The sequence below is a fragment of the Agrobacterium sp. 16-2014-1-2a genome, assembly GCF_053522705.1.
Genome location: NZ_JBNWBX010000001.1, coordinates 333,807 through 348,036 on the forward strand (window position 1 = coordinate 333,807; position 14,230 = coordinate 348,036).

Below are 14,230 nucleotides of genomic sequence, written 5' to 3' on the forward strand. Positions count from 1 at the left end.
ATGCAATTGCCGGTCACGATGGCTGGCGGACAGGATGACGAGATGGCTGGTAGCGTAAACAAGGTAATTCTGATTGGGAACGTTGGCGCCGATCCCGAAATTCGCCGGACGCAGGACGGCCGTCCGATTGCCAATCTGCGTATCGCCACGTCGGAGACGTGGCGGGACCGCAACAGCGGCGAGCGCAAGGAAAAGACAGAATGGCACACGGTCGTCGTTTTCAACGAAGGCCTGTGCAAGGTTGTCGAACAATATGTGAAAAAGGGCGCCAAGCTCTATATTGAAGGCCAGCTGCAGACGCGCAAGTGGCAGGACCAGACCGGTAACGACCGTTACTCCACCGAAGTGGTACTGCAGGGCTTCAACTCCACGCTGACGATGCTCGACGGTCGCGGCGAAGGTGGCGGCGGCAGCCGCAGCGGTGGCGACATCGGCGGTGGAGATTATGGCAGCGGCGGCGGTAACTACGGTGGCGGTTACGACCAGCAGCCGGCGGCCCGCGGCGGTGCCTCGCGTGGCGGCAGCCAGCCTTCCGGCGGCTTCTCCAGTGACATGGACGACGATATCCCGTTCTGATCGGGACCGAGATTGACGGGGCGGGCGCCGGTCGAACCGGTTGCCCGCTTCAAGGTCGCGACGACCTATGCCGCGGCTTTGTCCGCCAGCATCGCAACCATGACATCGGACTGCGAAAGAATACCCACCATCTTGCCGTTGGCGTCGATCACCGGCAGGTAATGCAGGCCTTCCTCCGCAAAGCGGATGATTGCTTCCTCGATCGCCGTTTCCGGCCGCACGGTTCTAACAGGCGATGTCATGATATCCTTGACGGTATCGTTAGGTGCGCTTTCGCCTGAGAGGATAAGGCGCAGGCGCTGCAGGAAACCGATGGAAGGGCGGCCGTTTCTCCAGCTAGCCTTTTCAAGAAAATCCGTCTGAGTGACGATGCCGACGATTTCGGCCCTGTCGTTGGTCACGGGCAGAGCCTTGAAATGGCGGTTGCGCATCAGTGAATGGGCGTGGCGCAGGCTATCATCCGGGGCGACGCCGACCACATCGCGCGACATGACGCTGGCGCAATCGAGGTGGAGGGCGCGGCGGCGCCAGGAGCGCAATTCCGTCTTGCGCAAAATCATCTCCAGCACATCGCGATCAATATCGAGAACCTCGTCATATTCCTTCAGCACCTCGTCCAGATCGGCTGAGGAAAAGCCGATTTTCTGTATCGGCGTCGGGTCTGCCGTGCCGTGGCTGGCCTTTCCAAACCTCAGGCCGTGCGGATAGGCGCGGCCGGTGGCATTGTTATAAACGAGCGCGAGGATGAGAAGGATGAGCGAGTTTCCGGCGACCGGCCAGAGAATAAAGCCATAGCCGAGACTATGCACGGCGGGACCGCCGAGAACGGCCGTCAGCGCCACCGCGCCGCTTGGCGGGTGCAGGCAGCGCAGCGCCATCATGGCAGCAATGGCAAGGCTTATGGCAAGCGCGCTGGCAAGGAAAATATCCGGAACGAGTAGAGCCACCGTCACGCCCACGAAAGCCGACACGATGTTACCGCAGAGGATCGACCAGGGCTGCGCAAGGGGGCTGGATGGCACGGCGAATAAAAGCACCGCCGAGGCGCCCATCGGCGCGATCATGGCGGGCAGGGTAGGGTCTAAGCGGAAAGCAAGGCTGCCCAGAAGTCCCGTCAGCGAAATGCCGACGAAGGCGCCCGCCGCAGCGCGCAGCCTTTCCCGGTTACTGACGGGAGCGGCATCCGGGATGAGGCGGCGCAGCGTGGATCGCATGGAAAGAGCTTTCTGGTGCGGAAAAAAGATGCGCGTCTTTTAACCGAGGCAGGAGCCGGATTCAAAGGGCGGATTTTTCGCAAATCCGGCCGGTTGCGGCATTTTGTTGCGAACCGATGGTCGTCAGAATGCGAAGGCCGATTTTATACCGTCCACTACGAACTGCACGGAAAGCGCGGCAAGAAGGACGCCGAGCAGCCTTGTCAGGATCGCGCGGCCGGTATTGCCGAGAAAACGGTCCATGCGTTCCGAGACGATCAGGGTGGCGTAGACGAGGGCCATGGCGAAGGCGAGGATGAGAATAAGCACGACCATTTCGAGCGTCGTCTTCATCGTTCCCGCCAGGAGCACGGTCGCGGAAATGGCGCCAGGCCCGGCGATCAACGGCAAGGCGAGCGGAAAGACCGCCAGATTGTGCAGATGGTCCTTGGTGATGGCAATCTCCGAGGTCTTTTCCTTGCGCTCCTGGCGTTTCTCGAAAATCATCTCGAAGGAAATCCAGAACAGCAGCAGGCCACCGGCGATGCGGAAGGCACCCAGCGAAATGCCGAGAAGGTTGAGGATGGTGAGACCGAACAGGGCGAAGATGGCGAGAATGCCGAAGGCGATGATTGAACCGCGCAGGGCCACCTGGGCGCGCTGGTCGCGCGTCATTCCAACCGTGAGTGCGAGAAATACCGGCGCGAGACCGGGCGGATCGAGCGTGACCAGAAGTGTTGTAAGCGCGTTGATGAGCGTTTCGCTGCTGGCCATTCTTTCCCCACATGTTTTGTTTTTATGCCGGAGCGTACGCAAGTCGTACACGCTTTGAAAGGGAGCGGCGTCGCTTTTGCCAACCTAAATGGCGAAAAGCGGGGTATGTCTTGCAAATGACGCAAAAGACTGTTCAAAACTCGCCTGGAAATTGGCTTAACGTGGCTGTTTCCGCTATAAAAATCCATCCGATTCTTAACAGAGAATGTGATCCGTTTTGACTGACCAGAGCCCCCCCGGCGGCGGAAAACTTCCGCCAGGCATTGAACCGATTTCCATCATTGAGGAAATGCAGCGGTCCTATCTCGATTACGCCATGAGCGTTATCGTTTCCCGCGCGCTTCCCGATGTCCGTGACGGTCTGAAGCCGGTTCATCGCCGTATTCTTTACGGCATGTCCGAACTCGGCATCGACTGGAACAAGAAATACGTCAAATGCGCCCGCGTCACCGGTGACGTGATGGGTAAATTCCATCCGCACGGCAATGCGGCGATTTACGATGCGCTGGCGCGCATGGCGCAGGACTGGTCTCTGCGCCTGCCGCTGATCGACGGACAGGGCAACTTCGGCTCCATCGACGGCGATCCGCCGGCGGCCGAACGTTACACCGAGTGCCGTCTCGAAAAGGCAGCGCATTCGCTTCTCGACGATCTCGACAAGGAAACGGTGGATTTCCGCGACAACTATGACGGCACCTTGCATGAGCCGGTCGTCATTCCCGCGAAATTCCCGAACCTTCTGGTCAACGGGGCAGGCGGCATCGCCGTCGGCATGGCGACGAATATTCCGCCGCACAATCTTTCCGAAGTCATCGACGGCTGTATCGCCCTCATCGACAATCCGGCGATTGAGCTGCTTGAACTGATGCAGATCATTCCCGGCCCGGACTTCCCGACCGGCGCGCTCATCATGGGCCGTTCCGGCATTCGCTCTGCTTATGAGACGGGTCGCGGATCGGTCATCATGCGCGGCCGTGCGACCATCGAGCCGATGCGCGGCGACCGCGAGCAGATTATCATCACCGAGGTTCCCTATCAGGTGAACAAGGCGACGATGATCGAGAAGATGGCCGAACTGGTCAAGGAAAAGCGCATCGAGGGTATTTCCGATCTGCGCGACGAGTCCGACCGCCAGGGTTATCGCGTCGTCGTCGAGCTGAAGCGCGACGCCAATGCCGAAGTCATCCTGAACCAGATCTATCGCTACACGCCGTTGCAGACCTCCTTCGGCTGCAACATGGTGGCGCTGAACGGCGGCAAGCCGGAGCAGATGACGCTGCTGGACATGCTGCGCGCCTTCGTGTCCTTCCGTGAGGATGTCGTCAGCCGCCGCACCAAGTATCTGCTGCGCAAAGCGCGCGACCGCGCGCATGTGTTGGTCGGTCTGGCGATCTCGGTTGCCAATATCGACGAAGTCATCCGCGTCATTCGTCATGCTCCCGATCCGGCTTCGGCCCGTGAGGAGCTGATGACGCGGCGCTGGCCGGCGCAGGATGTGGAAAGCCTGATCCGTCTCATCGACGATCCGCGCCACCGCATCAATGAAGACGGCACCTATAATCTCTCCGAAGAGCAGGCACGCGCCATTCTCGAATTGCGCCTTGCCCGCCTGACGGCGCTTGGCCGCGACGAAATCGGCGACGAGCTGAACAAGATCGGTGCGGAAATCAGCGAATATCTCGAAATCCTGTCTTCACGGCTGCGCATCATGCAGATCGTCAAGGATGAGCTTATTGCCATCCGCGACGAGTTCGGCACGCCACGCCGGTCCGAGATCGTCGAAGGCGGTCCTGACATGGATGATGAAGACCTCATCTCCCGCGAAGATATGGTCGTCACCGTTTCGCATCTCGGCTACATCAAGCGCGTGCCGCTGACCACCTACCGGGCACAGCGTCGCGGCGGCAAGGGCCGTTCCGGCATGGCGACGCGCGACGAAGATTTCGTCAACCGTCTCTTTGTCGCCAATACCCATACGCCGGTGCTGTTCTTCTCCTCGCGCGGCATCGTGTACAAGGAAAAAGTCTGGCGCCTTCCGATCGGTACGCCGCAGTCGAAGGGCAAGGCCCTCATCAACATGCTGCCGCTGGAACCAGGCGAGCGCATCACCACCATCATGCCGTTGCCCGAGGACGAAACGACCTGGGAAACGCTCGATGTGATGTTCTCGACGACGCGCGGCACGGTTCGCCGCAACAAGCTCGGCGATTTCGTGCAGGTCAACCGCAACGGCAAGATCGCCATGAAGCTGGACGAGGAGGGCGATGAAATCCTCTCCGTCGAAACCTGTACCGATCAGGATGACGTGTTGCTAACGACGGCACTCGGCCAGTGCATCCGCTTCCCCGTCGACGATGTCCGCGTCTTCGCCGGCCGCAACTCGGTTGGCGTGCGCGGTATCAACATGGCGGATGGCGACCGCATTATCTCCATGACCATTGTGGGCCATGTGGAAGCTGAACCGTGGGAGCGTGCGGCCTACCTCAAGCGTTCGGCCACCGAGCGGCGTGCCGCCGGGGTCGATGAGGAAGATATTGCACTGGTTGGCGAGGAAGTCGCGGAAGAAGGCGAACTCAGCGAAGAGCGTTATCAGGAACTGAAGGCACGCGAAGAATTCGTGCTGACCGTCTCTGAAAAAGGCTACGGCAAGCGTTCTTCGTCTTACGACTTCCGCACATCGGGTCGTGGCGGCAAGGGCATTCGCGCCACTGATACTTCGAAGACGACGGAAATCGGCGAACTCGTTGCGGCCTTCCCGGTGGACGAAGGCGACCAGATCATGCTGGTTTCCGATGGCGGCCAGCTGATCCGTGTGCCGGTAAACGGCATCCGTATCGCAAGCCGCGCCACCAAGGGCGTGACGATCTTCTCCACCGCCAAGGACGAGAAGGTGGTTTCCGTGGAACGTATCAACGAGCCTGAAGGCGACGAAGAGGCGGAAAACGGCAATGGCGAAGATGTGGCAGACACTCTGCCGGATACGCCAGAGGCACCGGAGAGCGAGGCGTAAGCCGTCTCGTTTCTTCATTGTCAATCAACAAAAACCCCGCGGTGCACAGGCTCCGCGGGGTTTTCTTTGTCTCGTCCGGTTATGTTCGTTTTGTCAGCGGATCCGGATATGGACCGGTGCACGCCCGGAGCGGCGGCCGACATGAAGGTGGATATTGGCTTCCGGCTGATTGGCACGCCAGGCGCGGGCGCCGTGCGACAGAAGCAGGCTGACGAGATCACGCGTCTTTGCCTTGGAGCGGTTAAGACCGAGATCGGCAATGCGCATTGCCGCCTCGTGAATGGGATGCAGAACCGACAGACTGCCTTGCCCGTTGCCAGACGCAATGTCCGAATAGTTCTCGTTAACTGCCATCTTGGAAAGCCTCGCTACACATTACACAATTCGAGGAGACAGGCGATGTTTCAACAAATAAGACACCGCCTGCACGAACGTCGATTACTGGAGTGACGCCCAGCAGCTGACGCCTTTCTTTTTCAATGCATTGCATGCATTTACCGCGGCGGCCTGGCCGTCGAAGCCGCCGAAGCGGGCGCGGTATACCTGGGAGCCTTCTCTGCTGAAGGCCACCGTGAAGGGTTTTGCGGACCGAAGGGCGGCGCCGCCTTTTTCCTGCGCATTCTGCAACAGGCCACGTGCCGAGTTTTCATCCGGCGATGCGCCAATCTGGATCACCCAGCCGCCCTGCGGAGCTTCAGCCTTTGCCGAAACGGAAGGGGTGGAGGGCACAGATGCCGGCGTGGACGCGGTGACGATATTGTCCACCTTGGTCGAGTTGGTAATCAACTTGCGGTCAGGCGCGACGGCTACCTGAGAAATAGGATCCTTGCCCTTCTGCCAGGTGGCGGCTTCCATGGCCTTTACGGCCGCATTGGAAGAGGAGCCTGCAAAGGCGGTAACCGGCGCGTCCTCGTAACGGGTCTGCGGTACGGGGCCGGCATGGGGCAGGCCGGAATCTGTCGCAGCGACAGCTGCGGACGGAGCCGCGACTGCCACAGGTGGAGCAGCAACAGCCACAGCGACTGGCTCTTCGACAGGTGCCGATCTCGTCTGCGCAATCAGGTTGCTGTTGCCGCTGCGGGAGGCCTGCGGCAGGTAGGTCGCAACAAGCTTGCGCATGGTGGCGTCACGGGCAGCGCTCGAGCGGCCGCCAAGAACGACGGCGACGATGGAGCGACCGTCTAGCTGTGCCGATGTTGCAAGATTGCTTCCGGCGGCACGGGTATAACCTGTCTTGATGCCATCTACGCCGCGCACGGTTCCCACTAGACGATTGTGGTTGCCGATGACCTGCTTGCCGAAATTGAAGGTGCGCGTGGAGAAGTAGCCGTAATATTGCGGGAAATGCTGGCGAAGGGCGATTCCGAGGCGGGCCTGGTCACGCGCCGTCGTCATCTGCGCCGTGTTAGGCAGGCCGTTGGCGTTACGATAGGTCGTGCGCGTCATGCCGAGCGCACGGGCCTTGGCGGTCATCATTCTGGCAAAACGGTCTTCGGAGCCGCCGATATATTCACCTAGTGCGGTGGCCATGTCGTTGGCGGAACGGGTGACGAGCGCAAGAATTGCCTGCTCGACCGTGATGCTGCCACCGGCGCGCACGCCGAGCTTGGAAGGAGGCTCCTTGGCGGCGTTGGCCGAAACCGGCACCTTGGAATCGAGCGAAATGCGCCCGGAATTGAGCGCCTCGAACGTAAGATAAAGCGTCATCATCTTCGTCAGCGAGGCAGGATAGCGCAGGCCATCCGGATCTTCGCCGTAGAGAACCTTGCCGGTCTTGGCATCAATGACGATGCCCGCATATTTCGGGTCCGCCTGTGCGGTGCCAACGGATGTTGCGGTTATGAACGCCGCAGCAAGGGTCAACGCAACGAACCTCACCAAAGACGTCGCACCCGCTTTGCGCGAATCTGCCCCAAATAGACTTTTCAACACTGCTGAACTCTTCAATCGCATATTTCTGTTCCGCTCGGACGCGCCCCGCCCGAGTGCTCCGGGAAGAAACTTTATCGGGATGGCGTTACCAAGTGGTTTATGAAAGGTATCCACGCTCCATAAAATGCGACTTTTCGGGCGCAATCTGTCTCACGCCTTTTCACGGATTTCAGTCTTTTACGAGGCGCTGCTCGATGTAGCGTTTCACGCCTGCGTCGAGTTCTTTCCATTGCGGTAGCAAGGTTGCGGAGAATCGGTAGAACAGGCTGAGGTCCTGGCCGGCGTGGATGTCCCTCTGGCAGTCGCTGCCCGTCGACTCCTGCTGGGTTTGCGGCAGAAGGCAGCGCACGACATAGTCGCTTTCGCCTACGCGCTGCCCGGTCAATATGACTTCCTTGCCGTAACCTGCGTCGGAACGCAGGCGGTGCAGTGTGAGGCCGTGTTTCAGCGGCACAGGCTCTCCTTCCGTCAACCGGGCATAGATCGGCCCGAAACGGCCGGACATGTCCTCAGACATCGTGCTTTGCGATAGCTGGATGAAAATAAGCCCTGCTGCCTGCGCCGGATCATCGAAAACAGCGCGATTGGAGTCTTCATATCCCTTGAGATCCGGCCAGGTGAGATAAAGATCGGCCCGCTCTCGCTCTCCATCATGGCGGTCGGAAGGTACACGCAGCGTGTTTTTCGCAAGTTTCAGCCGGTCATTGCCGATTGTGATCTCCACCGCATCGGTTGCTGTTGTATGGCCCGCCTGAAGGATCCGCTCGCCGTACCATTTAACGCCGATATTGAGGGCAGCAACAAAGCATATAATAATGACGGCAATGATGACGGCGCGCCGTATCAGGGAGGATGAAAGCAGGGGGGCTTCGTTGTGCATGAGCTTCCGACTTGTTCTTGCCACTGGACGCGTTTTCCACACTGAAAACAGACGGGCAAAGCTTTAACCTGCGGCGATCGCCATTGAAATGCTGTTTTGCCGCTGCTACCTGATAGGGTGCAAGTAAAGGACGGCATATGGCAGCGCGCGACAGATATTCCCGGAAACTCGAATGTTCCAAATGCGGTCATCAGGGTTTTGCCGAGGTGTCAGAATCGGATGAGAAAGACCGCCGTAACCTTGATTTTCGCGTTGATGAAATGCCGCGTGGCTTCCGCACCGAGCGTGCCTCGGTCGATCCAACGGAATTCATGATCCGCTGCGGTCAGTGCGGTAACATATTCCGTTTCCTGCAAAAAACCGCCTATGCGCCGGGAGGCGAACCGCGCGTCAAGGCCTGAACGGAAGGTACCGGGATGACTGTACCGCAACAACTCAATGGGGCGCCGCCTAGGCGCAAGCCAATCTGGCCGTGGATAGTGCTGCTGGTGCTGACACTTTGCGCCATCTATTCCTACAATCGCGCCAACGAGATCATACTAGAGCTGTCCGACACGTTACCGCCGGCGCTGCTGAACCTTTTCGAGGATATTTTCCGGGGCGGTTTTCGGCACGGCGATGGCGGACCGAGCATCGGTGTCTGAACCGTAAAGCAGGTAACGCACACCCAGCTTTTATCCGCCGGTCGCAGTTTTTCGGTAGCATAAAAGAAAAAAGCCCCGCAAACGGGCGGGGCAGGTTGATCGCTCGGGGAAAGTTGGGCAATGCCCGGGAGCGATGCGGCTATATAAATGACAATATTACTGACGCGATAGGCCACTTCCGTCCCAAACAGTACGCCGACACATAAAATTTGCTCAAGCAGAAAGAATTTAGGAATATCAACTGTCCAAATCTGTCAGGCAACTTGACAGGAGGTCGTTTTATTCTTCGATTGCCTCGAATTGCACATATTCGCGCCTAACATAATGGGACATGAGCAGACGCATGGATAAATCCGGAATCTTCTTCGTGGCGCTTTTATTGGTGCTTGTGGCAATCGTGCTGAGTCTGGCGCTATTCCACTCGCCTCAGCAAAGTCCGGCACTTCCTTCGGGCGAGGGGTCTCTGCTGCCGCCTGCAACGACACAAGGACAATGAGGTGCTGACGGATGCGAAGAGGCTGTGCGCGCGTGCGCCATCGGGATTGACGGCCTTTTTCAAAACGCTATAAAGCCTCACCACCGATGGATGGGTGTCCGAGTGGTTTAAGGAACCGGTCTTGAAAACCGGCGTGCGTGAGAGCGTACCGTGGGTTCGAATCCCACCCCATCTGCCACTTTCGTTTTGCATATGTTCTCATTGGCCCTTGCGCGGCTCCCGTCGCAGCAGGTTCCAAACCCTGCGACCACGATCCTCTTATCGTCCAGCGCGTGCTTATCACTGAGGGATTGCCGCCGAAGGGACTGCTTGCGGTCTGAGATGGCATGCTCATTTCGCGATATTCTCACAGTTCCACCCGTTGTCGATCGGCATCCCTACGTGTGGCCTAAGCGGTGGCACTTATTGTCCGATGCTCCTGTGCCGCCGGCTTGAGACGCTTGGCCAAAGGTCGCTCGACAAATCTCTCAAAGACATAAGCCGCGGCAACGACTATCAGGGGGAAAGTCAGCCAAAGCGTTATGTACGCGCCATCCGTCCTATCTAGACCAGCAATTCTTCTGATGATTGGGAAATAGACATAGATCATCGGAACGTGCAGCAAATAGATTGCGAAAGATAGACGCCCGAGGGCATGCATGAGCCTCCCACTGCGTAGATCAGAACATAGTAACACTAGCCCCGACGTCAGCAGCAAGATGATAGTGTCTGCTATGGCTCCTGACGATGAATGCGCGACGATTAACGCAAAGATTACCAAGAAAATGGCGCGCGTGCCCCGATTTTTTATGTGCAACGATCCAATCGCCAGTGAAAAATGGCCTAATATCGCCCCGTAGAAAAAAAGCGGTATGGCGCGAACAAGAGCCAAGTGCTCATGTAAGTGCGCAATCGACTTTCCTAATAAAACAAAAACGACGATCGCCGCTGCAGACAACCAAAAAGTAGCTCCCACCAAGATATGGTGCGGACTGCCAACCTTTGGGAAATAGGGAATGGAAAAGGCATAGATCGCGTAGCAGACCAAGAGTGCAGACAGCGTCCACGTGGGTACGTTCCAAGCCTGATCCGTAAAAATAAAACTATTAGTCAGTAATAGTTGCGACACGAATGCGGAGGGCGCAAAAAATGAAGGGTCGTTAGTTGTAAATCCAGCCGCCTTTGTGAGCAGAAAGTAACATAGAAAAAGCATCATGATTATTGCGTGTGGTGGCCACAAGCGAAGTAATCGACCCCTCATGAAATCACCGGGAGAAAGTTTTTTCGATTGGAGTTTTTCTTTATATGCGATTGCTATGATGAAACCCGACAAGATTATAAAGAAGTCGGTTCCGATCCAGCCTTTGTGGAAAATTGGAGAGACCACCCGCAAATCCCACGGTGAAACCACCAGCATGTGATAGACAACAATATACAATGAGACCAAAAATCTAAGTGCTGACATAATAATTACCTCAAATATAAGTAATATATTAAATCAGCATTTTCTTACGGGTCAACATCTTTCACTAGGCGCTCGATCGCATCGCAATATTCTTCGCATGGACGATTTCAACGCGGTAGGTGCTTAAACGTGACAAACACCCCATCTGCCATAAAATTCCAAACAGACAGTTTGAAATCAACAGGACCGGCAGCGTTAGCGACGCGGTGTACTTTAGCTTGGAAATTTCTTGTATCACCGAAATGAAGAAACCCGCCTGTCGGCGGGTTCCTTTGATTAATGTATTAGAGTTCAGGACAGCCGCGTTCGTTCGCGAATGTGATGCGCTCCGGTCCTCGGCGGGTGAAGCCCTGGACGACGACGCGACCGGGGGTGACGCGCACGATTTCGGGGTCGCGCAGGCCTGCCTCGCGGGCGGCGGCGCGGGCTTCGCGTTCGCCGCAGCCACGCATGCGCGGAGGTCCTCGTCGGTCCATGTCGCGGTCGCGATCACGTATAACCGGGCGAACGCCGTCGGGGCCGATCCGCAGCTCCATGTCCTGCGCACTTGCGTGAATAGGAGCGGCAATGGACACCAGCGCGATGCCTAGTGCCAGGCCGGCGGTTTTTATTGACTTGATCATGTTCCCTCACTCAGCCGAAAACCGGCGGAAGCTCGTGTGTTTGCGAGGGGAAAACGCGGTCGGGCTTCGTTTGTTCCTTGAGCAGGAGACATCTCGAGACTGCGCGTTTACAGGCGCGTCGGGCTTCCCGCGCTGCGGAAAAGACATAAATCGTTAACCACGTTCATTACAATTTTATCGAATTTGCAGAAGTCGTTCGCATTTTTGCCACGTTATGCACAAGATTAAGCGACTGTTAGGTGCTTCGATGGCAGGGGCATGCATCGAGGCAAATGAGGGTGCGGTTCTTCGAGCCTGCAAGCAGCGTGGGGCAGACGATTTGAAATCTACGGTCAAGAAACTCGGCATCAACGCCAGATCGGGCGTGAAGTGGCTTGCAATTTCCGTGCTTTGCGCCGCGACAGCCTCGTGTTCCACCACCTCTGAGACCAAACCGAAGCAGAAGCGCAGCAAGGAATATTTCTCCGAATCGGAATATGGCGTCAAAGCCAGCCCGCGCGTGGCCGACGGCCAGAACATTCCCAAGGGCGGCGGGCGCGAGCTTCTCGGCAATGCCTATACCGTCAAGGGCCGACGTTATTTTCCGAAGGAAGAGCCGGGTTACAACAAGACCGGTCTTGCCTCCTGGTATGGTTCCGCCTTCCACGGCCGCCTGACGGCAAATGGCGAGGTCTATGACAAGGAACATCTTTCCGCTGCGCATCCGACATTTCCCCTGCCGAGCTATGCGCGCATCACCAATATGGAAAACGGTGCATCGGTTCTGGTGCGCGTCAACGATCGCGGACCCTTCCATGAAGGTCGCCTGATCGACGTTTCCAGCAAGACCGCAGATCTTCTCGACATGAAGGGCACTGGAACGGCGAATGTGCGGGTGCAATATGCAGGCCGCGCGCCGCTTGATGGGCACGACATGCCTTATCTGATGGCGTCCTATGTTCCGAAGGGCTCTCGTTCTCCGGGTGTTGCGCCGGAAGGGCAGATCGCGACTGGTGTCATGGTGGCTTCGGCTTCGCCGAATTTCGTGCCGGCCCCGACATCAAACCCGAATTACGGTGCTTCGACGCAGACGGCGCTGGTTGGTACCAAAAAGAATGCAGCGCTCCAGGCCATGCCGCTGGTCAACGGCCCCGCACCGGCCTTCGAACAATTTGCAATCCTGCCGGAAATCGGTCCGTTCCTGGCGGAACGCCCGGAAGGCAATTTCACGCGTGAGCCGGCAGCACCTGGCGGCAACTATCTGCGCGTGCCAACGCCGTCGTCCAAATATGCAGCGGCTTATTCCGAGGAATCCTCTGCGGTTTCGAAAACCTCACGTGCGTTCGACAGCGTGCTCGTCGATCGCGGAGCGCTTAACGAGGATTCCATACTTGCCCATGTGAAGCGTCAGCAGGCGAAGACGCGCTGACGGGTTGAAGAGTTTATGGCTGACTTGCGTTTTCGTCGCGAGCGGCGGGTTGCGGCAGGGAAAGCTGGGCGGTTTCATGCACAAGGCCATTCATCGTTCTTTTTTCCCGGTCGCGGCAGCGCTCGCATTTGCGTTTTTCGGTAACGGTCCGGCGCAGGCGCAAACGCAAACAGCACCTTTCATCGCCAAGGCCGAACAGGCCTATATGATCGATGCCGAAACCGGCACGGTGCTGCTTTCCCAGAATGAAAATCAATCCTTTCCGCCCGCTTCGCTTGCCAAGCTGATGACTGTTGAGGTGGTGCTGGATGCGCTGGCCAAAGGGCAGGTAACGCCCGAGACAGCTTATCCCGTTTCTGAATATGCCTGGCGCACGGGTGGTGCGCCGTCGCGGACCTCGACCATGTTTGCAGCGCTGAAATCCTCCGTCAGCGTCAACGATCTTCTGACGGGAATTATTGTGCAGAACGCCAATGATGGCTGCATCATTGTCGCCGAAGGCATGGCAGGGTCCGACTCCGCTTTCGCCAAGCGCATGACGGTGAGAGCCGGCGAACTCGGCATGAACCGCAGTGTCTTTGCCAATTCGACGGGTCTTCCCGATCCGGGCAACCAGACGACCGCGAAGGATATGGTGCTTCTCGCCCAGCATCTGCGCGATACCTATCCCGATCGCTATGGGCTTTTCACCAAGCCGGATTTCGAATGGAACCGGATTTTCCAGCGCAACAAGAACTCGCTGCTGGGTAACGGCATAGACGGTCTCGGGCTTGGTTTTGCGGAAGGCAGCGGTTTCGCGGCAGTCGTTTCGGCAGAGCGGGAAGGGCGCCGGGTCTATCTGGCGCTTGGCGGCATCGCTGACGACAAGACGCGGCAGGACGAAGCACGCCGGGTGGTTGACTGGGGGCTGACGGCCTTCGAAAAACGCCATCTTTTTGCAAAGGACGAAGCCGTCGGTTCAGTCAGCGTCTACGGTGGCGATGTCTCGCATATAGACCTGTCGCCCCGGGAAGATGTCAGCGTGCTGGTACCGGTCAATAATCCCGAGCGTATTTCCGGGCGGATCGTCTATCGCTGGCCGCTCAATGCGCCGCTCGACACTGGTGCGAATGTCGGAACACTCAAGGTTTTTTCGGGCGAAAGGCTGTTGCGGGAAGTGCCGCTTTATACGAGAACGGCAGTCGGCAAGGGCACGTTGACCCAGAATGCTGCTGGGGCGCTCAAGGAATTGCTGCTGTTCTGGCTCTGAT

At 57.8% G+C, this 14,230-nt stretch carries 13 protein-coding genes and 1 tRNA gene; 7 read left to right on the plus strand and 7 right to left on the minus strand.

What is annotated here, in order from left to right; translation table 11 throughout:
- Positions 1-576, plus strand: coding sequence for a single-stranded DNA-binding protein (locus ACQZ45_RS01650; protein ID WP_003515262.1), 576 nt, complete (start codon positions 1-3; stop codon positions 574-576).
- Positions 577-641: 65 nt separating this feature from the next.
- Here the strand turns inward: ACQZ45_RS01650 and ACQZ45_RS01655 are convergent, their stop codons facing one another.
- Positions 642-1,790 carry a CBS domain-containing protein gene (locus ACQZ45_RS01655; RefSeq protein ID WP_003515261.1) on the minus strand — a complete coding sequence of 383 codons (1,149 nt, stop codon included), beginning with the start codon at positions 1,788-1,790 and terminating at the stop codon, positions 642-644.
- 123 nt (positions 1,791-1,913) lie between these two features.
- Positions 1,914-2,543 carry a MarC family protein gene (locus ACQZ45_RS01660; RefSeq protein WP_003515260.1) on the minus strand — a complete coding sequence of 210 codons (630 nt, stop codon included), beginning with the start codon at positions 2,541-2,543 and terminating at the stop codon, positions 1,914-1,916.
- A 217-nt stretch (positions 2,544-2,760) separates the two neighbouring features.
- On the opposite strand from ACQZ45_RS01660, the gene gyrA reads away from it, so the two are divergent.
- On the plus strand, positions 2,761-5,553 hold the full coding sequence (gene gyrA, locus ACQZ45_RS01665; RefSeq protein WP_003515259.1) for a DNA gyrase subunit A: 2,793 nt from the start codon (positions 2,761-2,763) through the stop codon (positions 5,551-5,553).
- Between the two features lie 93 nt (positions 5,554-5,646).
- On the opposite strand, the gene ACQZ45_RS01670 is transcribed toward gyrA, so the two are convergent.
- From ACQZ45_RS01670 to ACQZ45_RS01680, 3 genes are all read right to left on the minus strand, one after another.
- Positions 5,647-5,907 carry a hypothetical protein gene (locus tag ACQZ45_RS01670; protein ID WP_003515258.1) on the minus strand — a complete coding sequence of 87 codons (261 nt, stop codon included), beginning with the start codon at positions 5,905-5,907 and terminating at the stop codon, positions 5,647-5,649.
- An 84-nt stretch (positions 5,908-5,991) separates the two neighbouring features.
- A complete protein-coding gene (locus ACQZ45_RS01675; protein WP_003515257.1) occupies positions 5,992-7,506 on the minus strand; it encodes a D-alanyl-D-alanine carboxypeptidase family protein in 1,515 nt (504 codons plus the stop codon).
- Between the two features lie 148 nt (positions 7,507-7,654).
- On the minus strand, positions 7,655-8,365 hold the full coding sequence (locus ACQZ45_RS01680) for a hypothetical protein (RefSeq protein WP_003515256.1): 711 nt from the start codon (positions 8,363-8,365) through the stop codon (positions 7,655-7,657).
- Between the two features lie 137 nt (positions 8,366-8,502).
- Between ACQZ45_RS01680 and ACQZ45_RS01685 the strand changes: the two genes are divergently transcribed.
- The 3 genes from ACQZ45_RS01685 to ACQZ45_RS01695 all read left to right on the plus strand — a co-directional run bounded on the left by ACQZ45_RS01685 (position 8,503) and on the right by ACQZ45_RS01695 (position 9,683).
- On the plus strand, positions 8,503-8,766 hold the full coding sequence (locus ACQZ45_RS01685; protein ID WP_003515255.1) for a hypothetical protein: 264 nt from the start codon (positions 8,503-8,505) through the stop codon (positions 8,764-8,766).
- A gap of 15 nt (positions 8,767-8,781) precedes the next feature.
- The gene (locus ACQZ45_RS01690; RefSeq protein ID WP_113291671.1) at positions 8,782-9,009 is read left to right on the plus strand and encodes a hypothetical protein; all 228 of its coding nucleotides are present in this window, start codon (positions 8,782-8,784) and stop codon (positions 9,007-9,009) included.
- A 584-nt stretch (positions 9,010-9,593) separates the two neighbouring features.
- A tRNA-Ser gene (locus ACQZ45_RS01695) sits at positions 9,594-9,683 on the plus strand.
- Between the two features lie 210 nt (positions 9,684-9,893).
- Here the strand turns inward: ACQZ45_RS01695 and ACQZ45_RS01700 are convergent.
- Both ACQZ45_RS01700 and ACQZ45_RS01705 read right to left on the minus strand, forming a co-directional pair.
- A complete protein-coding gene (locus ACQZ45_RS01700; RefSeq protein ID WP_003515253.1) occupies positions 9,894-10,949 on the minus strand; it encodes an acyltransferase family protein in 1,056 nt (351 codons plus the stop codon).
- Between the two features lie 284 nt (positions 10,950-11,233).
- Positions 11,234-11,572 carry a hypothetical protein gene (locus ACQZ45_RS01705; protein WP_003515252.1) on the minus strand — a complete coding sequence of 113 codons (339 nt, stop codon included), beginning with the start codon at positions 11,570-11,572 and terminating at the stop codon, positions 11,234-11,236.
- Positions 11,573-11,891: 319 nt separating this feature from the next.
- On the opposite strand from ACQZ45_RS01705, the gene ACQZ45_RS01710 reads away from it, so the two are divergent.
- Positions 11,892-12,980, plus strand: coding sequence for a septal ring lytic transglycosylase RlpA family protein (locus ACQZ45_RS01710; protein WP_113291729.1), 1,089 nt, complete (start codon positions 11,892-11,894; stop codon positions 12,978-12,980).
- 76 nt (positions 12,981-13,056) lie between these two features.
- Positions 13,057-14,229 carry a D-alanyl-D-alanine carboxypeptidase family protein gene (locus ACQZ45_RS01715; protein WP_113291721.1) on the plus strand — a complete coding sequence of 391 codons (1,173 nt, stop codon included), beginning with the start codon at positions 13,057-13,059 and terminating at the stop codon, positions 14,227-14,229.
- Position 14,230: the final 1 nt, after the last annotated feature.

Bases quoted from the DNA above. Each gene is read 5' to 3' on its own strand.
- ACQZ45_RS01650 (WP_003515262.1), top strand. From the start codon at position 1: ATGCAATTGCCGGTCACGATGGCTGGCGGACAGGATGACGAGATGGCT.
- ACQZ45_RS01655 (WP_003515261.1), bottom strand. From the start codon at position 1,790: ATGCGATCCACGCTGCGCCGCCTCATCCCGGATGCCGCTCCCGTCAGT.
- ACQZ45_RS01670 (WP_003515258.1), bottom strand. From the start codon at position 5,907: ATGGCAGTTAACGAGAACTATTCGGACATTGCGTCTGGCAACGGGCAA.
- ACQZ45_RS01685 (WP_003515255.1), top strand. From the start codon at position 8,503: ATGGCAGCGCGCGACAGATATTCCCGGAAACTCGAATGTTCCAAATGC.
- ACQZ45_RS01705 (WP_003515252.1), bottom strand. From the start codon at position 11,572: ATGATCAAGTCAATAAAAACCGCCGGCCTGGCACTAGGCATCGCGCTG.
- ACQZ45_RS01700 (WP_003515253.1), bottom strand. From the start codon at position 10,949: ATGTCAGCACTTAGATTTTTGGTCTCATTGTATATTGTTGTCTATCAC.
- ACQZ45_RS01690 (WP_113291671.1), top strand. From the start codon at position 8,782: ATGACTGTACCGCAACAACTCAATGGGGCGCCGCCTAGGCGCAAGCCA.
- ACQZ45_RS01715 (WP_113291721.1), top strand. From the start codon at position 13,057: ATGCACAAGGCCATTCATCGTTCTTTTTTCCCGGTCGCGGCAGCGCTC.
- ACQZ45_RS01675 (WP_003515257.1), bottom strand. From the start codon at position 7,506: ATGCGATTGAAGAGTTCAGCAGTGTTGAAAAGTCTATTTGGGGCAGAT.
- ACQZ45_RS01660 (WP_003515260.1), bottom strand. From the start codon at position 2,543: ATGGCCAGCAGCGAAACGCTCATCAACGCGCTTACAACACTTCTGGTC.
- ACQZ45_RS01680 (WP_003515256.1), bottom strand. From the start codon at position 8,365: ATGCACAACGAAGCCCCCCTGCTTTCATCCTCCCTGATACGGCGCGCC.